This window comes from Ensifer sp. EB106-03-01-XG145 (genome assembly GCF_058792075.1).
In genome coordinates, this window is record NZ_JBYTEC010000001.1 from 277167 (window position 1) to 299363 (window position 22197).

Consider the following 22197-nt stretch of genomic DNA (forward strand, 5'->3'; position numbering starts at 1 on the left):
AAGATTTCGCGTGATTGGATTCCTGTCACAAGCACAGGAATGACGGAGGAAGGGCTTCAGGGCGCCGGTTCAACTGCGCCTCAACGCGGGAGGAGGACAGGCAATGCCCTCTGAGACGAGAACCACCTGTCCCTATTGCGGCGTCGGCTGCGGCGTGATCGCGACAGTGGCCGAGGACGGCGCCGTCTCCGTTCGCGGCGACGTCGAGCATCCTGCCAATTTCAGCAGGCTGTGCTCCAAGGGCTCGGCGTTGGCCGAGACCCTCGATCTAGACGGCAGGCTTCTTTACCCCGAGGTCGACGGCAAGCAGGCCGGCTGGGACGAGGCGCTCGATATCGTCGCCACACGTTTCGCTCAGACGATCGCAGAACATGGGCCGGATTCGGTTGCCTTCTATGTCTCCGGGCAGTTGCTGACCGAAGACTATTACGTCGCCAACAAGCTGATGAAGGGTTTCATCGGCTCGGGCAACATCGACACCAACTCGCGGCTCTGCATGTCCTCCTCGGTCGCCGGCCATCGCCGCGCCTTCGGGTCGGACACGGTGCCGGGCTGCTACGAGGATCTGGAGCTTGCCGATCTCGTGGTGCTGACAGGCTCCAATCTCGCCTGGTGCCACCCGGTGCTCTATCAGCGCCTTGCCGCGGCAAAGGCGGCGCGGCCCGAGATGCGGGTGGTGGTGATCGATCCGCGCCGGACGATGACCGTCGATATCGCCGACATGCATCTTGCCATCCGGCCGGATGGTGACGTGGCGCTGTTCAACGGCCTTTTCGCCCATCTGGCCGCCAGCCCCACTAACGACCGGTCCTTTATCGCTGCCCATACCAGCGGCTTCGCCGAAGCCTTCGCAGCGGCGAGCGCGCTTGACGAGTCCGCCTTGGCACAATCGACCGGGCTCGAACCGTCGGAAATCACCGCCTTCTTCCGCCTGTTCGAAACGACGGAAAACGTCGTCACCTGCTACAGCCAGGGCGTCAACCAGTCCTCCTCGGGCACCGACAAGGTCAACGCCATCATCAACTGTCATCTGGCGACCGGCCGTATCGGTCGACCGGGCATGGGGCCGTTCTCGCTGACCGGCCAGCCCAATGCCATGGGCGGTCGCGAGGTCGGTGGCCTCGCCAACATGCTCGCCGCCCATATGGACATCGAGAAGGCCGGGCACCGCGATCAGGTGCGCCGCTTCTGGGGCGCGCCATCGATCGCGACCAGGCCGGGGCTGAAGGCCGTCGACATGTTTCGTGCGGTTGCAGACGGCCGCATCAAGGCGATCTGGATCATGGCGACCAATCCCGTGGTCTCCATGCCGGATGCCGACGCCGTCGCGGCCGCACTCAAGTCCTGTCCCTTCGTCGTCGTCTCCGATGTGCTCCAGGAGACCGACACCACCCGTCACGCCCATGTGCTCCTGCCCTCGCTCGGCTGGGGCGAGAAGGACGGGACGGTCACCAATTCCGAGCGCCGCATTTCCCGTCAGCGCGGCTTTCTCGCGGTCCCGGGGGAGGCCCGCGCCGACTGGTGGCAGCTGAACGAAGTGGCGCGCCGTATGGGGTTCCAGGGTGCCTTCGCCTATACCTCACCCTCAGAAATCTTCGCCGAGCATGCTGGTCTTTCGGCGTTCGAGAATGACGGGCGGCGCGATTTCGACATCGGCGCCCATGCGGAGATCGATGCTGCGGCCTACGACGCGCTCGCGCCGTTCCAATGGCCGCAATCGCTGGGGAAGCCAGAGGGCGAGACCCGCTTCTTTGCCGATGGTGGCTTCTTCCACGCGGATGGGCGTGCCCGCTTCGTCGCGGTTGCGAGCGCCGTGCCGGCCCGCGTCAGCGGCGGCTTCCCTTTGACCTTGAACACCGGCCGCGTGCGCGACCACTGGCACACGATGACCCGCACCGGTAAGAGCGCGCGCCTCTCCGCCCACCTCGCCGAACCTTTCGTCGAGATCCACCCGCGTGACGCGATGGATCTTGGCATCGCCCCCGCCGATCTCGTTTCCCTTGAGAGCCCTTACGGCTCGGCGATCGTCCGCGCACTCATCACTGAGCGCCAGGCGCGTGGCAATCTCTTCGTGCCCATGCACTGGAACGACCAGTTTGCCGCCAAGGCGCGCATCGATGCGCTGGTCCCGCCGGTTACCGATCCGGTCTCGGGCCAGCCGGCCTCGAAACATGCCGCCGTTGCGATCCGCCGATTTTCCGCTTCGACCTACGGCTTTGCGGTCAGCGCGTCGAAACCCTCGGGTCTCGATCTCGGCTACTGGGCCGTCGCCAAGGCGAGGGGCGGTTGGCGTCTGGAACTTGCTGCAGAGACGACGCCGGAGGATTGGGTCGCCTGGTGCCGGAAGACCTTTGGCCTTACTGGGGACATCGAGCCGATCGGCTATGCGGATGGGCCCTCCGGCCAAAGACGGCTCGCCTTCTTCGACGGCGATCGCTTGCTGCTGGCGCTGTTTCTCGCACCTGAACCCGTCGCCGTAGCCCGCAACTGGGCGGTCGAACAGCTGAGCGCCTCGCATACGGACCTGCGCACGCGCTTTGCGCTCGTTGCCGGCCGGCCGGGCGCCGACCGGCCGGACCCCGGCGCGACCGTCTGCTCCTGTTTCAATGTCGGCGTCAATCAGATCGTCGCGGCTGTCCGCGGCGGCTGCCGTTCGGTTGAAGCTGTCGGGCGGGCGCTGAGCGCCGGAACCAATTGCGGCTCCTGCCGCGCCGAGATCAGGGGGATCGTCGATGGATGCCTTGCTGCCGCTGCGGAATGAAATTCAATCGCGCCGCGAGCCGGTGCGCATGGCCGCGCTTGCCAAGCTGCCGGTCTTCTGGTCGCTCGAAGCCAAGCGTGTCGTGGTGGCGGGCGGCAGCGATGCCGCGGCCTGGAAGGCGGAACTGCTGGCCGCCTGCGGCGCCGAGGTTCATATCTATGCGCCGGAGGAAGAGCTCGGCGAGGTCTGCGCGGCTTTGATCAGCCAGGGCGCCGCTCATCCCACTGGTCGTCTCGTCCATCACCGCGAGAGCTGGCAGGCGAATGTGCTTGCCGGTGCCGCGCTTGCGGTCGCCGATTGCGAGAGCGACGACGAAGCGCAAGCCTTTTTTGCGGCGGCGCAACAGGCCGGCGTACCGGTCAATGTCATCGACAAGCCCGCTTTCTGCCAGTTTCAGTTCGGTTCCATCGTCAACCGCTCGCCGGTCGTGGTGTCGATCTCGACCGATGGTGCGGCACCCATCCTCGCCCAGGCGATCCGCCGGCGCATCGAGACGCTGCTGCCGCCGGTGCTGAAGGATTGGGCAGCGCTGGCGCAGGCTTTGCGAGACAAGGTCAATGCCCGGCTCAAGCCCGGCGCGCCGCGCCGCGCCTTCTGGGAGCGGTTCGTCGATCTCGCTTTTCAAGCGACACCGGAGGAGGGTGTCGAGACGCGGCTGGTGGCGGAGATGGAGCGCTTGTCGGCGAACCATGCCGCCACCGGTCGCGTGACGCTTGTCGGCGCTGGCCCCGGCGACAGCGAGTATCTGACGCTGAAGGCGGTACGGGCCCTACAAGCCGCCGACGTCATCCTGTTCGACGATCTCGTTTCGAACGAGGTTCTGGAGCTCGCCCGGCGCGAGGCCAAGCGCATGCTGGTCGGCAAGCGCGGCGGGCGCGAGAGCTGCCGGCAGGAGGACATCAACAACATGATGGTGGCACTGGCGCGCACCGGTAAACGCGTCGTCCGGCTGAAGGCCGGCGACCCAATGATCTTCGGCCGCGCCGGCGAAGAGATCGCCCGTGTGGAGCAGGAAGGCATCCCGGTCGATGTCGTGCCCGGCATCACCGCTGCGAGCGCCATGGCCGCGCGTCTCGGCCTGTCGCTCACCCATCGCGACCATGCCCAGGCGGTGCGCTTCGTCACCGGCCACTCCCGTCATGGCGGTTTGCCGTCGGACATGGACTGGCGCGCTTTGGCCGATCCGAAGACCACGACGATTTTCTACATGGGCGGTCGCACTGCACCTGCTATCGCCGCGCGCCTCCAGGCGGAGGGATTATCCGGCGAGACCCCGGTCGTCATCTCGGCCAATGTCAGCCGCCCCAACGAGCGGCGCTGGCAAGGCACCTTGCGCGACCTTGCGGCCGGTATCGCCGTGATCGGCTATGACGATCCGGTGCTGATCGGCATTGGTGCCGCCTTTGGCGTCAGGCGAGTGCCGATGGTCACCGCCCGGCCTGCGCCTTTTGCCGCAGGTTCGCTTGCAGGTTGAGACTTTCCCTCGCTCGGCGTTGCAAACACCGGCCGCATGCTTACCTTGCCGCGCGGTAGAGTAATGTCGATGACGGGAGATTCGCCAGATGCTGGACCTGCGTGTTCACTTCCTTGAGGCCTATGGATCGCTTGCCCCTTGGCGCGAACAGATTTTGCGCCAGGTGGACGAGACGGCCGAGCGGGTCGGCGCGCGTGTTCCTGCCGCCGACAGTGCTGCTCCCATCGATATCGTCGTCGAAAACAGGCCGGGTGAGACCATTCCCGAACTGGGTGTGGCCGGTAGCTGCTATCGCAGAGGATTGGTCTGTCTGACGCTCGACCCCGACAACGAGAACTTCCATGCCAGCCTCGCCGCCGGCGAGTTGCGGAGAATGCTGACGCATGAGCTGCATCACTCCTTCCGCCACGCGACCTGCGGCTATGGCTCCAAGCTCGGCGAAGCCCTGGTCACCGAGGGCCTTGCGGATGCCTTCGATGTCGAGATCAATGGCGGCGACGGCCATCCTTGGAACCACGCGATTGCAGCGGGCGATTGGGCAGATTTGCTGGAGCGCGCCGAGCGGGAACTCTGGGCGGTGGGCTATGATCATGCCGGCTGGTTCTTCGGCTGCGATCGTGCGCTGCCGCGCTGGGCCGGCTATACGATCGGCTATCACCTTGTGAAGACTTATCTCGCAGCGAACCCCGATGCACACCCGTCGCAGATGACGGCGACACCTGCTTCCGTCGTCATCGGCGAAGCCTGGGCGCCGTTGAAGCAAGGCCTGCTGGCCGCCGCTTGAGCGGCCAGAGCGGGATGAGGAAAAGTGTGTGCGGTTTTCCGCCCGCATCCCGCTCTAAACCATCGTGATCTAAGAGTAGGGCGCCTCATCGCGGTCGCGTCCGGGCAGCTTCCTGACGTCGCCGATCCAGGGCAGCGCCGAGGAGCACCAGATCTGCGACCGTGGCTTGAGCTCCCGGCGCTGGTTGATCGTGCCGACCCGGATGCCGACTTCCAACGCATCCTCGTCCGTGCCGGTCGTATAGATCGGTGAGCCGCAGTTCGGGCAGAAGAACTGCAGCCGCTGGCGACCGTTTTCAGCGACCTTCGTATAGAGCTTCGGTTCGCCGCCGGTCAGCCGGAAGTTCTCGCGGGCAGTACCTGCGGTCACGCGATAGGCGGATCCGGTCAGTTGCTGGCAATCGGTGCAATGGCAGATCGCGACGTCGCCCGGATCGATCTCGGCCTCATAGGTCACGTAGCCGCAGTGGCATTGCCCGTCGATGCGCATGGAGGCCTCCCTGAAAGCACAGAAGCTAGAGCGGAGCAGCAAAAAGTGTATGCCGCTTTCCGGGTTTGAGCTTGGATAGCTCACGCCTGACTATCGACGACAATCGCCACTGGCTGCAGCGGCTGGAGGCATGGGGCCACGATTGCGTAAGTAGACACTTACACGCCGGTGAACAGCCACTCGTGTTCGCGGGCGTTGTGGAACTTCCAGATACGCTTCGGCCCGGCCATGACGTTGAGATAGTAGACGTCGTAGCCGTGTACCGCGGCAACGGGGTGATATCCCTTCGGCACCAGCGTCACGTCGCCGTCTTCGACCGCCATGGTCTCGTCCAGCGAGCGGTCGTCGGTATAGACGCGCTGCATGGCGAAACCCTGCGGCGGGTTCAGCCGGTGATAGTAGGTCTCTTCCAGATAGCTTTCGGCCGGCAGGTCGTCCTGGTCGTGCTTGTGCGGCGGGTAGGACGAGGTGTGGCCACCGGGCGTGATCACCTCGACGACAAGCAGCGACTGCGCCGAACCGTCGTCTTCCGGCATGATGTTGGTAACGTAGCGGGTGTTGGTGCCCTTGCCGCGGGTCGTCTGCGGATGCGTGCCCGGCGCGATGACCTTCGCCTTGAAGCCGTCGCCGCCCGGTGCGGAGCAGATGGCGAGGTCGAGGTCCGAGGTCGCCGTTGCCTGCCAGCGGCTGCCCTTCGGCACATAGACGGCGTATGGCTGGCCCTCGAACGGCGTCATGCGCTCGCCGAGTTCGCCGAAGCTTTCGCCGCCGACGGATACCTTCGCCTTACCGGAGACCAGCACCAGGCAGAATTCCTTGTCGCCGGTCTCGCCTTCTGTCGTCTCGCCTGCCTTCAGTCGTTCGAGCGCGAAGCCGACATAGGTCCAGCCGGCGCTCTCCGGCGTCACGTTTTGCATCAGGCCGGACTTGGCCTTCGGTTTGACGAGCAGCTTGGACATGTGACGGTCTCCCTGATTCCTTTCCCGGGGCGCTCCGAACGTGTGGCTTGCCCCTCACTCTAACCCTCTCCCCGCAGGCGGGAAGAGGGAATCTGGAGTTTGCCGCATGCTCTCCACCTTACGTCGCGAGGAATTGGGGAGCCAGCGGCATATCCCTTCTCCCCGCCAGCGGGAGAAGGTGGCGGCAGCCGGATGAGGGGCACGCCCCGTGAAGTCCGGCAACCGAAAGCATGGGCTTACTTGTCGAGCCCGGCTTCCTTGGCAAAGGCCTTCAGCGACTTCAGCCCGAGCGACTGGTATTCGAACGGGTTGCGCACGGCCGAATCCTGTTCGGCCTCGATCACCAGCCAGCCGGAATAGTCGTGCTCGGCGGCGATTTTCAGCACGGGCAGGAAGTCGACGCCGCCCTCGCTGTCGCCGGGCACGGTGAAGACGCCGCGGCGCACGCCTTCGAGAAAGGAGAGGCCTTCACCTTCGACGACTTTGCGGACGGCCGGCCGCACGTTCTTGCAATGGATGTGACGCACACGATGCATGTATTTCTTCGCGACCTCAGCCGGATCGGAGCCGCCGAACCAGGCGTGGCCGGTATCGAGCAGCAGCTTGGTGGCCGGGCCGGTGTTCTGCATCAGGAGGTCGATTTCCTCGCCGGTCTGGACGATCGTGCCCATGTGGTGGTGGTAGACGAGGTCGATGCCCTGGTCGGCGCAATACTCAGCGATCGCTTCGAGGTCGGCACCGAACTTCTTCCACTGGTCGGCCGGCAGCACCGGCTTATCGTTGGCAACCGACTTCGTGTCGTCGCCATGAATGGCGTTCGAGGTTTCGCAGACGATCGCCACCTTGCAACCATTGTGCTTCAGGAGGTCGAGATGTGGCTGGATCGCCTTCTTCTCGGCCTCGACGTCGTGGGTGAGCAAGTTGGTCGAATGCCAGCCGGAAACGAAGACGAGATCGTAGGAGGCGAGCTTCTGCTTCAGTGCCTCCGGATCGGTTGGCATCTTGTGCCCCTTCTCGATGCCGTCGAAGCCGATCTTCTGGCAATCGGAGAGGCAATCCTCGAGCGTCAGATGCGCGCCGATCGTATGATCGTCGTCGTTGCTCCAGGCGATCGGGTTGGTTCCGTAGCGGATCATGGTCTGTCGTTTCCTATAGCATTGTCCGCGCAGGCGGATCGTTCGTGGTGCCTCATGGGTGCGCAGCGGGAGGGCGATTGCCCCTCATCCGGCTGCCGCCACCTTCTTCCCGCAGGCGGGGAGAAGGGAAATGCCGTGCCCTCTGAGTACCCTCTCCCCGCGTGCGGGGAGAGGGTTAGGGTGAGGGGCATAAAGACAAAATAGCGCCCGCGCAGAAAACGCGAGCGCTGTGTTCCTGATCAGCCGAAGCGCTGGGCGGCGAGAGCCTTTTCGTAGCCCTCGCGCGCCTCGTTGACTTGCTTGCGGTCCGAAACCTCGGGCACTGCCACATCCCACCAGTGGCCGCCGGCCTCGGTGGTGATCAGCGGGTCGGTGTCGATGACGATGACGGTCGTGCGCGTTTCGCCCGCCGTCTCCTTGAGTGCCGCTTCGAGCTCGGAGATCGAGCCGACCTTGCGGGTGACGGCGCCCATGGCGGCAGCGTGGGCCGCGAAGTCGATCTGCGGCAGCTCCACGTGGTGCGTGTCCTTGAGCAGATTGTTGAAGTTGGCGCCGCCGGTGCCCATCTGCAGCCGGTTGATGCAGCCGTAGCCGGCATTGTCAAGCAGGACGATGGTGAACTTGGCGCCGAGCATGATCGAGGAGGCGATCTCCGAGTTCAGCATCATGTAGCTGCCGTCGCCGACCATGACGATCACGTCGCTCTCAGGCTTCGCAAGCTTGACGCCAAGGCCGCCGGCGACCTCGTAGCCCATGGTCGAGAAGCCGTATTCCATGTGGTAGCCGCCAGGCTCTTCCGCCTGCCAGAGCTTGTGCAACTCGCCGGGCAGACCGCCGGCGGCGCAGACGAGCGTCGTGTTCTTGCCGCCGCGGGCGCGCTGCACGGCGCCGATCACCTGGGCGTCGGAGGGAAGCGCCGAATTGGTCGTGGCGGTCGCCTTGTCGGCAGCGGCGAGCCATTCGGACTTGCCGGCCTTCGCCTTCGCGGTCCAGCTCGGATCGGCCTTGTAGCCGCCGAGGCCACCGGAGATGCGGTTGAGGCCGGCGCGTGCGTCGGCGATCAGCGGCAGGCCGTTGTGCTTGCCGGCGTCGAAAGGCTGGACGTTGAGACCGACGATCTTGAGGCCGTCATTCTTGAAGAGCGCCCAGGATCCGGTTGTGAAGTCCTGCAGCCGCGAACCGACGGCGAGAACCACATCCGCCTCTTCGGCGAGCGCGTTGGAGGCGGAGGTGCCGGTCACACCGACCGAGCCCATATTGAGCGAGTGCGAATGCGGCAGCGCCGACTTGCCGGCCTGCGTTTCGACGACGGGAATGCCGTGCCGTTCGGCAAAGTCGCCGAGTTCCTTGGTCGCTTCCGAATAGAGCACACCGCCGCCGGCGATGATGATCGGCTTCTTCGCTTGCTTCAGCGCCGCGATTGCCGTTGCCAGTTCGTCGAGATCGGGCTCGATGCGGCGCGGCACCCAGACCTTCTCGTCGAAGAAGTTTTCCGGATAATCATAGGCTTCCGCCTGCACGTCCTGGCAAAGCGACAGCGTGACCGGGCCGCAATCGGCCGGATCGGTCAGCACCTGCATGGCGCGGCGGAGTGCGGGCACAATCTGCTCGGGCCGGGTGATGCGGTCGAAGTAACGCGACACCGGACGGAAGCAGTCATTGGCCGAGATCGTGCCGTCGCCGAAGCTTTCCACCTGCTGCAGCACCGGATCGGGGCGGCGATTGGCGAAGACGTCGCCGGGCAGGAACAGGACAGGCAGGCGGTTGACATGGGCGAGTGCCGCGGAGGTCACCATGTTGAGCGCGCCGGGGCCGATCGAGGTTGTGCAGGCCATGAAGCGGCGGCGGAAGCTCGCCTTGGCAAAGGCGATCGCCGCATTGGCCATGCCCTGTTCGTTCTGAGCGCGATAGGTCGGCAGCGTGTCCTTGATGCCGTGCAGCGCCTCGCCGACGCCGGCGACATTGCCGTGGCCGAAGATGGCGAAAACACCGCCGAAGATCGGCACCTTCTTGCCGTCGATCACGGTCATCTGGCGGGTCAGGAACCGCGCCACGGCCTGGGCCATGGTCAGGCGCACGGTCTTCTGGCTCATTGTCTGTTTCCTCCTCGTGGCGGAATCGTCCCGTTCCACCCTACTTGCGGCATGATCAACGATTGCGTCGATCCTATGCCGCCTTTGTTTCACCCAGTTGCAGCCAGAGATCCACCAACGCCCCAAATTTTCCGGCCATATCGGCGATCGCCTGCTCGTCGCTCATCGTGCCGCCGAGCCAGGCCTTGCCGGCATCGGCGAAGATCGTGCGGCCGACGGCGAAGCCCTTGACCGTCTTCGAGGTGCGGGCGGCTGCAAATCCATCCTTGAGCTGCTCGTAGGGCGCTTCGAGGCCGAGCAGCACCACGCCGCGGCAGAGCGGATCGCGCGCCTCGATCACGGCGTCGATCGCCGCCCAGGCGCCGCGGCTTGCCTGCGGCTCGAGCTTCCACCAGTCCGGTTTGAGGCCGGCATCGTAGAGCTCGTTGAGCGCCCGTGGAATCGTCTGGTCGTCGAGCTTGCCATGCTTGCCGGCGATGATCTCGATCAGGATCTCGCGACCGACCTTGCGGGCCGCTTCGAAGGCCGAGCGGAGCTTCGCCACCTGCTGCGCCTTGAGGTCTGCCGGATCATCCGGGTGGTAGAAGGAGAGCACCTTGATGCAATGATCGACGGGCCAATCGATCAGGCGGCTGCCGAGGTCCTGGCTGAATTCGAACTGCAGCGGCCGCGAGCCCGGGAGCTCGATCGGCTTGCCGATCCAGAAATCGCGGTGTGCACCGGCGGCATAAAGCGCATCGCGGCCGTATTTGTCGTCGATCAGCATGCCGAAGCCCGAGCGTCCGGCCGCGACTTGCGCCGCTGCCTTGACCGCCAGCACCTTGAAGGCAGGAATGCGCGCGAGAAGCGCCTGGTCTCCGGCGGCCATGTCTTCGAGCTGGCTGCGATGGTCGATCGCAAGCGCCATCAGAAGCGGAATGTCGCGACGACGGGTGGTTGCCCAGTGAACGTGGTTGATCGCCTCGTCCTTGCGCAGCGCCCGCTCCTTGCTGCCGTTTTCGAGGAAGAACTGTAGTTCGGTCCAGGTCGGGATTTCAGGCGCACAGAGCAGGCGCGAGACGGCAAACGCGCCGCAGGCATTGGCCCAGGTGGCCGAGGTCGCGTGCGGTTCGTTCTTCAGCCAGCCGCGCAGGAAGCCGGACATGAAGGCGTCGCCGGCGCCGAGCACGTTGTAGACCTCGATCGGGAAGCCCTTGCCGACGATGCCGTCTTCGAGATTGTCGGAGATAGGGCCGTCATAGACGATGCAGCCCATCGGACCGCGCTTCAGTACGATCGTTGCCTTGGAAAGCGAGCGGATCGTCTTCAGCGCTTGCAAGAGGTCGCTTTCGCCGGACGCGATCAGCACTTCCTCTTCCGTGCCGACGATCAGGTCGCAATCGGCAAGAACGGTCTTGAGGTGCGCCGAGACGCGATCTGAGGCGATGTAGCGGCTTTCGCCGGCGTCATGGCCGGCCAGGCCCCAGAGGTTCGGGCGATAATCGATGTCGAAGACGATCCTGGCGCCACTCTCCTTGGCAATGCGCATCGCCTTGCGCTGCGCCGCATCGGTGTTCGGCTTGGAAAAATGCGTGCCGGAAACCAGGATGGCGCGGGCCGAGCGGATAAAGTCTTCCGAAACGTCGTCTTCGCAGAGCGCGTTGTCGGCGCAGTTGTCGCGATAGAAGAGCAGCGGGAAGGACTTGTCGTTTTCGACCGCGAGGATGGCGAGCGCCGTCAGCCGCTCCGGATCGGTGACGATGCCGCGCGTCTCGACGCCTTCACGGATGAGCTGCTCACGGATGAAGCGGCCCATCTGTTCGTCGCCGACGCGGGTCAGCAACGCCGACTTGAGACCCAGGCGGGCCGTGCCGACCGAGATGTTGCAGGGGCAGCCGCCGACCGACTTGGCGAAACTCGAAACGTCTTCAAGCCGCGTGCCGATCTGCTGGCCGTAGAGATCGACCGAGGCTCGGCCGATGGTGATCAGGTCGAGCGACTTTGCTCCCTGTGCCGAAACGTTCTGGCTCACTGCTTCCTCCCCGCGGACACCTTGGCGGGCCCGACCATTTTCGTACTGTGGGTGATGGCGGTATGAAACATAAATTCCGACGTTTCGTCAATATGGAATTTTCATTCTATTCGTTCCGTTTGACCTAGCCACCTTCGGCAAGGCGCTGACGCTTCTCGGCGATGGCGACGGTCAGCGCCATGGCGAAGGCCATGCTGGCGGAGAGCGAACGGAACCCGGCATGGTCGGCCTCGACCAGTTCGAACCAGACCTTCGAGGATTCCGCGAGCGGCGAGAAGGCCGAATCCGTCAGCGACACGACCGGCACCTTGCGTTCGGCGAGAAGCCTCGCCTGGGTGGCGCTTTCGGAGGCATAGGGTGAGAAACTGACGGCAAAGGCCGCATCGTTCTTCGTCGCCATGGCCAGCACATCCTCGTCGATGCCGGCGGCCGTGCCGACGAGCTGGTACTTCACCTTCAGCTTGCCAAAGGCATAGGCCATGTAGCTGGAGATCGGGTAGGAGCGGCGCTTGGCGATCAGGTAGATCGTGTCGGCTTTGGCCAAAATGTCGACGGCCCGCTCGAAGGCTTCCGGATCGACCGAAGAGGCGATGTTGTCGAGCGAGCGGTGGGCGGCGGCGACGAAGCCGTTGAAGATCGAGCCGCTTTCGAGCCTGCTATGGTCGTTGTTGCTCAGCGCCTTCAGCCGATCCTCGTAGCCGGGCGTGCGCTCGCGCAGCCGCGCGCGAAAGATCTGCTGCAGGCTGGAGAAGCCCTCGAAGCCGAAATGCTGGGCGAAGCGCACCAGCGTCGACGGCTGCACTTCGGCCGAGGTGGCGATGCTGGCCGCCGTGCCGAAGGCGATCTCATCCGGATTGTCGAGCGAGTAGGCGGCCACCTGGCGCAGCCGTTTCGGTAGCTGCGCCTTGCGTTCCAGAATGGCGGCCTTCAGCGCCTCGAAATCCTGCGGGACCTCCGTCGTCGTTTCCGGCATGGCCATGTCTTATTCGTCTCCTCGGTCTTCGGTGTCGTTTGCATCCTCACTCTAATCGATTAGCCGGGAACGGCATAGAACAGACGTTCCATTTTCTAGATATGCACCCATTCATTGGTCTTGGCAGACTGATAGGTCGCCGACAGCACCTTCTGTACCTCAAAGCCTTCGCGGAAATCGGTCGAGGGTGATTTGCCCCCGGCGATGGCGTCGAGGAATTCCTTGACCTCGATCGCCTTCAGGTCGTTGAAGCCGATCTGGTGGCCGGGAGCCACGCAGAAGGCGCCATAGGGCGGATGCTCCGGTCCCGCCCAGATGGTGCGGAAGCCGCGGGTGCGGATGTCGTCGCCGGTCTTGTAGAGGCGGATTTCGTTCAGCCGCTCCTGGGTGAAGACGATGCTGCCCTTGGAGCCGTAGATCTCGAAATCGTGCTGCATCTTGCGGCCCGTGGCGATCCAGCTTGCCTCAAAGCTGCCGGTCGCGCCGTTTTCGAAGCGCACGAAGGCGCGGGTGATGTCGTCGACCTCGACGGCGCGGGTCTCGCTCGAGCCCTGCGCGATCGGGCGTTCCGGAATCTGGATGATGGTCTCGGCCAGTACCGATTTGATCGGGCCGACGAGGTGGCGCATGGAGGCGATGATGTGGCTGCCAATATCGGCAAGCGCGCCGCCGCCGCTGGCCGGGTTCAGGCGCCAGCCCCACGGAACGCTGGCGTCGGCCATGAAATCTTCCGCATGAATGCCGCGCATCGAGCGAATCTCGCCGATCTCGCCGCTTTCGATGATGTCCTTGGCAAGGAAGATCAGCGGGTTCTTGAGATAGTTGAAGCCGACCTGGGTGACGACGCCGGCCTTCTCGGCCGCCCCGACCATCTCCCAGCATTCAGCAACGGTCGGCGCCAGCGGCTTCTCGCAATAGACATGCTTGCCATGCGCGATCGCGGCCAGCGCCATCTCCTTGTGCAGGAGATTCGGCGTGGTGATGTCGATGATGTCAATATCCGGATCGGTCAGCAACTCGCGCCAGTCGGCAGTCGCCTTGCGGAAGCCGAGTTGGCCGCGAGCCCGTTCAGCGCTCTCGGTGGTCACGTCGGCGACCGAAACGAGATCGAGCTCGAAGGGCAGGTCGAAGACCCGCGCGGCAATGGTGAAGCCGAGCGCATGGGCCTTGCCCATGAAGCCCGTGCCGATCAGGCCGATCCCGAGTTTGCGCTTGCTGGCCATGTTGAAGTCCTCCCGGTCGGCGCCGCTGCAATCGGTCTAAAATGAAATGAATTGTGCATGTTTTGTCAATATGGAATATTTATTCGAAATACGACGGTGATACGGGAACGGTGTCCATCGAAACAGCCAAATCTGTGCGTTCCGGCCAGGCTCATCTTGACGAAGGGGGAATGTGTTAACGCATTTTTACCATGTTCCGTTGGAACATCGCACTTCGTCATGGTTAACGAATCGCTCCGGAGTCTACGGGGCGGAGCTGGAGTGAAATCAGCATGTGCCGCTGGGCAGCCTATCGCGGGGACCCGCTCTATCTCGAGGAACTGGTAACCTCTCCCGCGCACTCGCTGATCGAACAGTCCCATTGCGCGACGCGGGCGAAGACGGCCACCAATGGCGACGGCTTCGGCATCGCCTGGTATGGCGATCACCCGGAGCCGGGGCGCTACCGCGATATCCTGCCCGCCTGGTCGGACTGCAACTTGAAGAGCATTGCTCGCCAGATCCGCTCGCCGCTCTTCCTTGCCCATGTGCGCGCCGCGACCGGCGGTGGCACAAGGCGCGACAACTGCCATCCCTTCGTCTTCGGCCGCTGGTCGTTCATGCACAACGGCCAGATCGGCGACTTCGAGCATCTGCGCCGGCCAATGGAGAGCATGCTCGACAACGACCTCTATTCGGCCCGCACCGGCACGACCGACTCCGAGCTTCTGTTCCTGCTCGCCATGCAGTTCGGGCTCGACCGCGATCCGCTCGGCGCGATCGCCGAGGCACTCGCCTTCGTCGAGCAGCTTGCCGAACATCTCGAACGCCAGGTGCTGGTCCGCTTCACCGCCGCCTTTTCCGACGGCCAGGATCTCTACGCCGTGCGTTATGCCTCCGACTGGAAGGCGCCGACGCTCTACGCGGCACCCATGGGCCCGAGCGGCGGCTATTGCCTCGTTTCCGAGCCGCTCAACGACGACGACAGCGCCTGGGTGGAGATCCCGGACGGCACGGCGGTCATCGTCGGTGAGAATGGTGTCGATGTCCGGCTGTTTTCGACGCAGGGGACGCCGGTGAAGACACGTCAGATGGCTTGAGGCGCAGTATCTTGATGGTCGATGGCAGGTGGCCCCTCATCCGGCTGCCGCCACCTTCTCCCCGCAGGCGGGGAGAAGGGACATGCCGCACTCTCCCGAATCTATCTGCTTGCTGCGAACGCTTCGTTCACGCAGGGCACGTCCCCTCGCCCCGCTTGCGGGGAGAGGGCTAGGGTGAGGGGCATCGGTAATTCGGAGCTAGCCCTTGTCGATCCGCGCCAGTTGCTCGGCAATCATCACGGCCAGCTTTTCCGCAACCGCGTCCTTGTCCATCTCCGGCCAGTCGTCGTTGCCGGTGGCCGAGATCAGCTTCACCTTGTTGCGGTCGCCGCCCATGATGCCGGTTGCCGGCGAAACGTCGTTGGCGAGGATGAAATCGGCGCCCTTGCGCTCGAGCTTGGCGCGGCCGTTGTCGGCGACGTTTTCGGTCTCGGCGGCAAAGCCGATCACGAGCTTCGGCCGCTTGGCATGATGGCCGACGGTCTTCAGGATATCGGGGTTTTCGGCAAGCTGCAGCGGCGGCGGGGCCTCGCCCGGCTTCTTCTTGATCTTGTTGCCGGCAGCGCTGGCTACCCGCCAGTCGGCAACGGCGGCAACCATCACGGCGACATCGGCGGGCAGGGCGGTTAGCACCGCGTCGCGCATCTCCTCGGCCCGCTCCACGTGCACGACCTTGACGCCGGCGGGATCCGGGATCGTCACCGGGCCGGAGACGAGTGTGACATTAGCGCCGAGCTTTGCCAGCGCGGCGGCGATCGCGTGGCCTTGCTTGCCGGAGGAACGGTTGGCGATGTAACGCACTGGGTCGATCGGCTCATGCGTCGGCCCTGAGGTTACGATCACGCTGCGCCCGGCAAGCGGCTTCGCGGCGCCGCCGAGAAGATCCTCGACGGCGGCCACGATCGAAAGCGGCTCGCTCATGCGGCCTTCCCCGGCCTCGCCGCTTTCCGCCATCTCGCCGGCTTCGGGGCCAATGAAGCGGATGCCGTCCTTGGCGAGCGTCGCCCGGTTGCGGCGCGTTGCCGGATGCGCCCACATCTTCGGGTTCATCGCGGGAGCGATCAGCACCGGCCGGTCGGTCGCGAGCAGGATGGTGGAGGCGAGGTCGTCCGCATGGCCGTTCGCCATCTTGGCCATCAGGTCGGCGGTCGCCGGCGCAACGACGATCAGGTCGCACTCGCGCGCCAGCCGGATGTGGCCGACATCCTGCTCGTCCTCGCGTGAAAAGAGATCGAGATAGACATGCGAGGCCGAAAGCGCGCCGACGGCAAGCGGGGTCACGAACTGCTGCGCGCCGGCCGTCATCACCGGCCGCACGCTCGCCCCGCGTTCCCGCAAACGTCGGATGAGATCAAGGCTCTTATAGGCCGCGATGCCGCCGGAGATGATCAGGAGAATACGCTTACCCGACAGTGTCATTTCCACCCGGCCTTTCGGCCGTCCTCTTGCCCGGCATGGGCTGCCGGGTCCTACGCGATACCACAATATTCCAGCGGCTGGCCTCACCAGTGCCTTCGAGATCGAACCTACTTGAGCGATCCGCTGGGCGCAACGTGTCCCACCGGAGGAGGTTGCCTGTGCTGACATCCGTGCGATACGGCGTTTCGCTATGCTAGCCCCCCGGGACATCACCGCCGATTGTTCCCGCCCGTGGCGCGCAATGGAACAAAAGCCGTGCCGCCCGCGTCAACATGCTCCGGGCCTGTTGCCGAAGCCAGGGAATGCGATTAATCCGCTTTCAATCCGCGCAGGGTAAGCTCTTCTCATGCGAATAAATGCGATCACCAACTGGGCCTATGGCGTCACCGTTCTTCTGACGGCACTTTCGGGCGCGGCCTTCATCCTGTCGACGAATAGCGCTCTCGAGGAGAGGCGGGCGGTCGAACAGCATCTTGCCCTCGATACGCTTGGCGAAGAACTTGTGCTCGGAGCGGAAGTACGGACCGACGAGGCGCGCCTTTACGTCATGCGCGGCGACGAGCGTCACCTCGAAGCCTTCCATCGCGCGGAGGAAGAGGAGCGCAAGCGCGAAGAGGCGATCAAGACGGCCACGAGTTTCGGCGCGTCCCAGGGCGAGATCGCAGCCCTTCAGGCGACGATGCGCGAGGCAGAGGCACTCGACAAGATCGAGCTTGCCGCCATCGAGGCCTATCAGAAGGGTGATCGCACGACCGCCCAGGAGAAGCTATTCGGCCCGGAGCACGAGCGGCTGCAGACAGCGCTTCTCGACACGGTCGCACGGTTTCGAGACTTGACCAATGCTCGCACAGGCGGGGCGCTCAACGAGGCACAGGCGCGCAGCGACTGGTTCGCCATCGCGGCCAAGTCGATGCTTGGCATCACCGCTGCCCTCTTCCTGAGCGTGCTCTATTTCATTCTCAAGCGCCGCGTCGCCATGCCGCTCACCCGCATGAGCGGCATCGTCACACGTCTCGCCGAGCAGGACTACGCTGTGGAAGTGCCGCTCGACCGGCGCCGCGACGAGATCGGCGAGATGAACAAGGCGATCCACATCTTTCGGGAAAACGGTATCGAGCGTGATCGGCTCGATGCGGAGCGGCGCCTGGACCAGCAAACCAAGGACCTGATCCTGCAGATGATGCACCGACTGCAGGCCTGCCAGAGCCAGGACGAACTGGCCGAGGTCGTGGCCCGCTTCGCGCCGCAGGTCTTTCCCAATCTTGCCGGCCATCTCTACGTGCTGAACGACAGCCGGACGCTCTTGACCCGCGTCGGCAGTTGGTTCGATCCGCAGCATTCTGCGCCATCCTTCCCGTCCAGCGCCTGCTGGGGACTTCGCCGCGGCCGGCCGCATGTCAGCAATCGCGGTCATAGCGATATCGCCTGCCAGCATCTCGACGACGATGGCGCGGTCGGTCTCTGCGTGCCGCTGACAGCCCAGGGCGATACCATTGGTCTCCTCTATTTCGAGGAGCGCTCTGACGAAACATTCGCAGTCGAAGCGTCGCGCCTCTATCTCGAATTGATCGCCGAAAACATCGGGCTTGCCGTCGCCAATCTTCAACTGCGCGAGAAGCTCACCAATCTGGCGGTGCGCGACGCGCTGACGGGCCTGCTCAACCGGCGCTGCCTCGACGAGGCGCTGAACCGTGAGCCGCGCGGGCAGGGCGGCAAGCCACTCACCTGCCTGATGATCGATATCGACCATTTCAAGCGCTTCAACGATGAGTTCGGCCACGATGCCGGCGACGTCGTCATGCAATATGTCGCGCAGATCATCGTCGATACGGTGGCCGATGCCGGCAGCGCCTACCGCTTCGGCGGAGAGGAATTTACGGTGTTGCTGCCGGAAGCAGGCGAGGCGGCAGGCTTCGAGCTTGCCGAGCGGCTGAGGACCCGGATCGGCACCACCCCGCTGTCGCATCGCGGCCGGATTCTGGGCACAGTTGCAGTCTCGGTCGGCATTGCCTCGGCTCCGGACGACGGGCCCGTCGCCACCCTGCTGACACGGGCTGACGCCGCTCTTCTCGACGCCAAGAACCACGGCCGAAACCGAAGCGTGCGCGCCTCCGGACTGACTTTCGGCGATGACCAGGCGCGGCGCAGTCTCGCCTGATCCTCCGCTTGCCGCCGCGCGGCAATCGAATGTCCCGCCTTGAAACGGGCGCATTCGATGCCATCTATTGCCGCGATAGAAATTTGAACAGGATACACGCATCGATGGATTTCACCCTGACCGCCAAGCCGAACCGTCTTGCCATCAGGGAAAACCGTATCCATGCCTGCTTCGATTTCACTCTCCCAACTTTCGTGGTCCACGCCTGAGGGCCGAAGCCTCTTTTCCAATCTCGACCTGACCTTTGGTCCTGTTCGTACCGGCCTTGTCGGCCGCAACGGCGTTGGCAAATCCACGCTGCTGCGCCTGATCGAAGGCGCGCTCGCGCCGCAGGCCGGCAAGGTCACCGTCGTCGGCAGCCTCGGCATGCTCAGCCAGACCGTCCAGGTCGCGGACGATGAAACCGTCGCCGACCTGTTTGGCATCTGCGATGCGCTTGGCGTCCTCAAGCGTGCGGAAGAAGGGCTGGCCAGCATGGACGAGCTTGCCGCGGCCGACTGGACGCTCCAATCCCGCCTTGAAGCAACGCTCGCGCGCGTCGGTCTCAATGCATCGGCGAAAACGCGCCTTGCCGCGCTTTCCGGCGGGCAGATGACCCGTGTGAAGCTTGCCGCGCTCGTCTTCCAGGAACCGGATTTCATCCTGCTCGACGAACCCACCAACAATCTCGACCGCGAGGGACGGGCTGCCGTTGCCGCGTTGATGGAGGGCTGGCGGGGCGGCGCCATCGTCGTCAGCCATGACCGCGAACTCCTGGAGACGATGGATGCGATCGTCGAGCTGACGTCGCTCGGCGCCACGACCTATGGCGGCAACTGGAGCCACTACCGCGAGCGCAAGGCAATCGAGCTCGCGTCGGCCCGTCACGATCTCGCCGACGCGGAGCGCCGTCTGGCCGAGGTCCAACGAAAAACGCAAGAGATAGCCGAGCGCAAGGCGCGCAAGGACGCGGCAGGCCGCCGTAAGCGGGCCAAGGGGGATGAGCCGCTGCTGCTGCTTGATGCGAGGAAGGAGCGCAGCGAGAAGACGGGCGGCGACAATGCCCGTCTTGCCGAGCGCCGCCGCGATTCTGCGATCGGCGATCTGGCCGAGGCACGCGAACGCATCGAAATCCTGCAGCCTTTGACCGTCCGCCTGCCTTCGACCGGCCTGCCCGCCGGCCGGGGCGTGCTGCAGGTCGATGCCGTCACTGCGGGTTATCAGCCGCGAACGCCAGTGATCGACCGGCTGTCGCTCTCGATCGTCGGCCCGGAGCGTGTAGCACTCACCGGCCGCAATGGCTCGGGCAAGACGACGCTGCTGTCGCTGCTGACCGGTGCCCTCCAGCCCTGGTCAGGTAATGTGCGCGTCCTGGTCGACCACGCCATGCTCGACCAGCAGGTGAGCCTGATCGATCCCGGCCTTTCGATCCGTGACAATTTCCGGCACCTCAATCCTGACGCCAGCGAGAACGACTGCCGGGCGGCACTCGCCCGTTTCATGTTCCGGGCAGACGCGGCCTTGCAGGTCGTTTCGAGCCTCAGCGGCGGTCAGATGCTGCGTGCAGGGCTTGCCTGCGTGCTCGGAGGCCGCAGCCCACCACAGCTCTTGATCCTCGACGAGCCGACCAACCATCTGGACATCGATTCCATCGAGGCGGTCGAGGCGGGTCTCAGAGCCTATGACGGCGCGCTGCTCGTCGTCAGCCACGACCACGCCTTCCTGGAGGCGATCGGCATCAACAGGCGGATCGAGCTTTCCTGACGGGGGAAGATTACTCAGCCCAGCGCGCTTCGCCGGTAAAGGCGATCGTCAGCCAGCGGTCGTGGCCGGGATCGCCGATCTCCTCGCCGACCTCGGCGCGGATCCGGTCGAGTTCGGCGAGGGTGCCGACCTTGGTTTCCGGCGTTCCGATAAGATAGACCTCGATCGTCTTGGAGCGCCCGACCTTGGCGACATAGGTGCGATAGTCGGCAAAGCCGTGGCGCGCGACCGCATTTGCCGCCGCCTGACGCACGCGCTCGTCGAGTTCGGCAGGCGCAACCAGGAAGATCTCCTTCAATGCCTGGAAGACCGTGCGGATCGGCAGCGGGATAAGGCAGAGCGTCAGCACGATCAGGATCGCCGGGTCGACATAGGGCGTCCAATGTTCGTAAGCCGTACCCTTCAACGCCGCGGCGATCACGAAGGCGACGAGCAGGGCCGAGGTGATCGCACCGGACATCGCCCAGGCACGCACGTCGAGCGCCAGGAACTCCGAGCCGATCGGCCGGTTTGCCCGGCGAATGTAGAAAAACATGACGAGGCAGATCACCACGACGACGGCGGCATAGGCAATCGCCCAGTCGAAGGCGAGATGGTTGCCACCCGACACGAGCGACCCGACGGCGTTGACCATCGCGTAGAAGGAAAGCAGCGTCAGCAGCCCGGCATTGAAGAGCAGCACCATGGGCTCGATGTGCCAGAAGCCCATCTGGAACCGCTTGCTCTGCTTCGGGATCAGTTGGGTCACGCCGAGTGCAAGCACGGTCATGGAGGCATCGACGGCCGAGAAGACGCCGTCGAAGACGATGGAAACCGAGCCCGAAAGCAGACCGAAGATCACGCCCGTCACCCCGACGACGACGGTGGCCGCGATCGATTGCTTGAGGACTGTCTGTTCGCTTGGGGCGGTCATGATGTTGTTTTTACTCCTGTTTCGGCGCGGTGCTTACGGGTTGGCAATGTCGAAATGGTGGCGGCGGCTGCAAACATAGCGGTTTGCCTGCAGGCAAGACAGCTGTTGCGTGCATTTGCTAATAAAGCGAGGCGTTGTGTTTCCAGGCCTCGACGCTCAGAATTGCCGATGTTTATCGGCGGCCGGCGGAGGGGAAAATGATCGTCGAGATGTTGCTCGGTGCCTTATTCGTCTTCGGCACGGTCGCCCTGACGCTCGCGTCCTACTTTGCAATGCGGCTGATCATGGGCGGCGAGGCGGAAGGGCACGAAAAGGAACTTGCCAGTTTGGTCATCTTTCGCATTTCGGCGCTGCATGGCTTGATCCTCGCGCTGGTCTTTGCGCAGGAGATGGTCGAGTACCAGCAGCTCAAATACGAGATGGCTACCGAAGCCGGGGCGACCGCTGACATCTTCTACGACGCCGAACGTTACGGTGAAGCCGTCAAGGCGCCGATCCAGCAGGCGATCTCCGCCTATGCGGCCGAGGTGATCGATGGTGAATGGCAGTCACTGGCGGACAAGGGACGTCTTTCACCACAGGCTTGGGTGCACTGGGATCGCGCCTATCAGCACGTGCTGAACCTGGTCCCGGCCGACAAGCGCCAGGAGAGCCTGCGCAGCCAGATGCTGGAGCGGCTGCACGACATCTCGCAAAGCCGGACCAAGCGGGAAAGCAATGTCGCGGACTCGATCGACAGTATCTTCTGGTTCGCGGCACTCTCCGGCGTCATCTTCATCGCGCTCGCCTATTATTCCTTCCCGCCAATGCGGCGCAATCTGCTGCTGCTCTGTCTCTTCGGCGCCTATACCGGCATCATCCTGTTTCTGATCTATGCCTTCTCCAATCCGTATCAGCCGCCAGCGGCGTTGGCGCCGGGGCCACTCGAACGGGTGCAACAGCAGATCAACGCCTCGTCGGCGCCTGCGACGGGAGGATAACG

At 64.3% G+C, this 22197-nt stretch carries 16 protein-coding genes; 7 read left to right on the forward strand and 9 right to left on the reverse strand.

The genetic code is table 11. The features are described from left to right. The first annotated feature begins 103 nt into the window (after window positions 1–103). The 3 genes from AC3WWH_RS01440 (at window position 104) to AC3WWH_RS01450 (ending at window position 5019) form a co-directional block, all read left to right on the forward strand. Window positions 104–2761, forward strand: a complete 2658-nt coding sequence (locus AC3WWH_RS01440) for a nitrate reductase (protein ID WP_058323698.1) — start codon at window positions 104–106, stop codon at window positions 2759–2761. After that, window positions 2733–4235, forward strand: a complete 1503-nt coding sequence (gene cysG, locus AC3WWH_RS01445; RefSeq protein ID WP_058323697.1) for a siroheme synthase CysG — start codon at window positions 2733–2735, stop codon at window positions 4233–4235. The genes AC3WWH_RS01440 and cysG overlap by 29 nt, the downstream gene beginning before the upstream one ends. 88 nt (window positions 4236–4323) lie before the next feature. Beyond that, window positions 4324–5019, forward strand: coding sequence for a DUF2268 domain-containing putative Zn-dependent protease (locus AC3WWH_RS01450; protein ID WP_058323696.1), 696 nt, complete (start codon window positions 4324–4326; stop codon window positions 5017–5019). Between the two features lie 69 nt (window positions 5020–5088). On the opposite strand, the gene AC3WWH_RS01455 is transcribed toward AC3WWH_RS01450, so the two are convergent. From AC3WWH_RS01455 to AC3WWH_RS01485, 7 genes are all read right to left on the reverse strand, one after another. Beyond that, window positions 5089–5508, reverse strand: coding sequence for a GFA family protein (locus AC3WWH_RS01455; RefSeq protein WP_057247955.1), 420 nt, complete (start codon window positions 5506–5508; stop codon window positions 5089–5091). A 158-nt stretch (window positions 5509–5666) separates the two neighbouring features. Beyond that, window positions 5667–6467, reverse strand: a complete 801-nt coding sequence (gene iolB, locus AC3WWH_RS01460; protein ID WP_058323695.1) for a 5-deoxy-glucuronate isomerase — start codon at window positions 6465–6467, stop codon at window positions 5667–5669. Window positions 6468–6703: 236 nt separating this feature from the next. Then, window positions 6704–7603 (reverse strand): myo-inosose-2 dehydratase, encoded by a 900-nt coding sequence (gene iolE / locus AC3WWH_RS01465; protein ID WP_058323694.1) that lies wholly within the window; start codon window positions 7601–7603, stop codon window positions 6704–6706. Between the two features lie 239 nt (window positions 7604–7842). Then, window positions 7843–9696, reverse strand: coding sequence for a 3D-(3,5/4)-trihydroxycyclohexane-1,2-dione acylhydrolase (decyclizing) (gene iolD, locus AC3WWH_RS01470; RefSeq protein WP_058323693.1), 1854 nt, complete (start codon window positions 9694–9696; stop codon window positions 7843–7845). Window positions 9697–9769: 73 nt separating this feature from the next. Beyond that, complete coding sequence (locus tag AC3WWH_RS01475; RefSeq protein WP_058323692.1) at window positions 9770–11707, reverse strand: bifunctional 5-dehydro-2-deoxygluconokinase/5-dehydro-2-deoxyphosphogluconate aldolase; 1938 nt, start codon at window positions 11705–11707, stop codon at window positions 9770–9772. A 124-nt stretch (window positions 11708–11831) separates the two neighbouring features. Continuing rightward, window positions 11832–12686 carry a MurR/RpiR family transcriptional regulator gene (locus AC3WWH_RS01480; protein ID WP_492376866.1) on the reverse strand — a complete coding sequence of 285 codons (855 nt, stop codon included), beginning with the start codon at window positions 12684–12686 and terminating at the stop codon, window positions 11832–11834. Window positions 12687–12775: 89 nt separating this feature from the next. Further along, complete coding sequence (locus AC3WWH_RS01485) at window positions 12776–13903, reverse strand: Gfo/Idh/MocA family protein (protein WP_058323690.1); 1128 nt, start codon at window positions 13901–13903, stop codon at window positions 12776–12778. A 272-nt stretch (window positions 13904–14175) separates the two neighbouring features. On the opposite strand from AC3WWH_RS01485, the gene AC3WWH_RS01490 reads away from it, so the two are divergent. After that, the gene (locus tag AC3WWH_RS01490) at window positions 14176–14982 is read left to right on the forward strand and encodes a class II glutamine amidotransferase (RefSeq protein WP_057247962.1); all 807 of its coding nucleotides are present in this window, start codon (window positions 14176–14178) and stop codon (window positions 14980–14982) included. 198 nt (window positions 14983–15180) lie between these two features. On the opposite strand, the gene coaBC is transcribed toward AC3WWH_RS01490, so the two are convergent. Beyond that, window positions 15181–16401: a bifunctional phosphopantothenoylcysteine decarboxylase/phosphopantothenate--cysteine ligase CoaBC gene (coaBC, locus tag AC3WWH_RS01495; RefSeq protein ID WP_058323689.1), complete on the reverse strand. Its 1221-nt coding sequence runs from the start codon at window positions 16399–16401 to the stop codon at window positions 15181–15183. 346 nt (window positions 16402–16747) lie between these two features. Here coaBC and AC3WWH_RS01500 point away from each other — a divergent pair, with 346 nt between their 5' ends. Then, complete coding sequence (locus tag AC3WWH_RS01500) at window positions 16748–18559, forward strand: sensor domain-containing diguanylate cyclase (RefSeq protein WP_058323688.1); 1812 nt, start codon at window positions 16748–16750, stop codon at window positions 18557–18559. Between the two features lie 162 nt (window positions 18560–18721). Then, window positions 18722–20302 (forward strand): ABC-F family ATP-binding cassette domain-containing protein, encoded by a 1581-nt coding sequence (locus AC3WWH_RS01505; protein ID WP_058323687.1) that lies wholly within the window; start codon window positions 18722–18724, stop codon window positions 20300–20302. 10 nt (window positions 20303–20312) lie between these two features. Here the strand turns inward: AC3WWH_RS01505 and AC3WWH_RS01510 are convergent, their stop codons facing one another. Next, window positions 20313–21215, reverse strand: a complete 903-nt coding sequence (locus tag AC3WWH_RS01510) for a cation diffusion facilitator family transporter (RefSeq protein ID WP_492376867.1) — start codon at window positions 21213–21215, stop codon at window positions 20313–20315. 197 nt (window positions 21216–21412) lie between these two features. Between AC3WWH_RS01510 and AC3WWH_RS01515 the strand changes: the two genes are divergently transcribed. Continuing rightward, window positions 21413–22195, forward strand: a complete 783-nt coding sequence (locus tag AC3WWH_RS01515; RefSeq protein ID WP_057247967.1) for a bestrophin-like domain — start codon at window positions 21413–21415, stop codon at window positions 22193–22195. Window positions 22196–22197 lie beyond the last annotated feature (2 nt).

Bases quoted from the DNA above. Each gene is read 5' to 3' on its own strand.
- AC3WWH_RS01440 (WP_058323698.1), top strand. From the start codon at position 104: ATGCCCTCTGAGACGAGAACCACCTGTCCCTATTGCGGCGTCGGCTGC.
- cysG (WP_058323697.1), top strand. From the start codon at position 2,733: ATGGATGCCTTGCTGCCGCTGCGGAATGAAATTCAATCGCGCCGCGAG.
- AC3WWH_RS01450 (WP_058323696.1), top strand. From the start codon at position 4,324: ATGCTGGACCTGCGTGTTCACTTCCTTGAGGCCTATGGATCGCTTGCC.
- AC3WWH_RS01455 (WP_057247955.1), bottom strand. From the start codon at position 5,508: ATGCGCATCGACGGGCAATGCCACTGCGGCTACGTGACCTATGAGGCC.
- iolB (WP_058323695.1), bottom strand. From the start codon at position 6,467: ATGTCCAAGCTGCTCGTCAAACCGAAGGCCAAGTCCGGCCTGATGCAA.
- iolE (WP_058323694.1), bottom strand. From the start codon at position 7,603: ATGATCCGCTACGGAACCAACCCGATCGCCTGGAGCAACGACGACGAT.
- iolD (WP_058323693.1), bottom strand. From the start codon at position 9,696: ATGAGCCAGAAGACCGTGCGCCTGACCATGGCCCAGGCCGTGGCGCGG.
- AC3WWH_RS01480 (WP_492376866.1), bottom strand. From the start codon at position 12,686: ATGGCCATGCCGGAAACGACGACGGAGGTCCCGCAGGATTTCGAGGCG.
- AC3WWH_RS01485 (WP_058323690.1), bottom strand. From the start codon at position 13,903: ATGGCCAGCAAGCGCAAACTCGGGATCGGCCTGATCGGCACGGGCTTC.
- AC3WWH_RS01490 (WP_057247962.1), top strand. From the start codon at position 14,176: ATGTGCCGCTGGGCAGCCTATCGCGGGGACCCGCTCTATCTCGAGGAA.
- coaBC (WP_058323689.1), bottom strand. From the start codon at position 16,401: ATGACACTGTCGGGTAAGCGTATTCTCCTGATCATCTCCGGCGGCATC.
- AC3WWH_RS01500 (WP_058323688.1), top strand. From the start codon at position 16,748: ATGCGAATAAATGCGATCACCAACTGGGCCTATGGCGTCACCGTTCTT.
- AC3WWH_RS01505 (WP_058323687.1), top strand. From the start codon at position 18,722: ATGCCTGCTTCGATTTCACTCTCCCAACTTTCGTGGTCCACGCCTGAG.
- AC3WWH_RS01510 (WP_492376867.1), bottom strand. From the start codon at position 21,215: ATGACCGCCCCAAGCGAACAGACAGTCCTCAAGCAATCGATCGCGGCC.
- AC3WWH_RS01515 (WP_057247967.1), top strand. From the start codon at position 21,413: ATGATCGTCGAGATGTTGCTCGGTGCCTTATTCGTCTTCGGCACGGTC.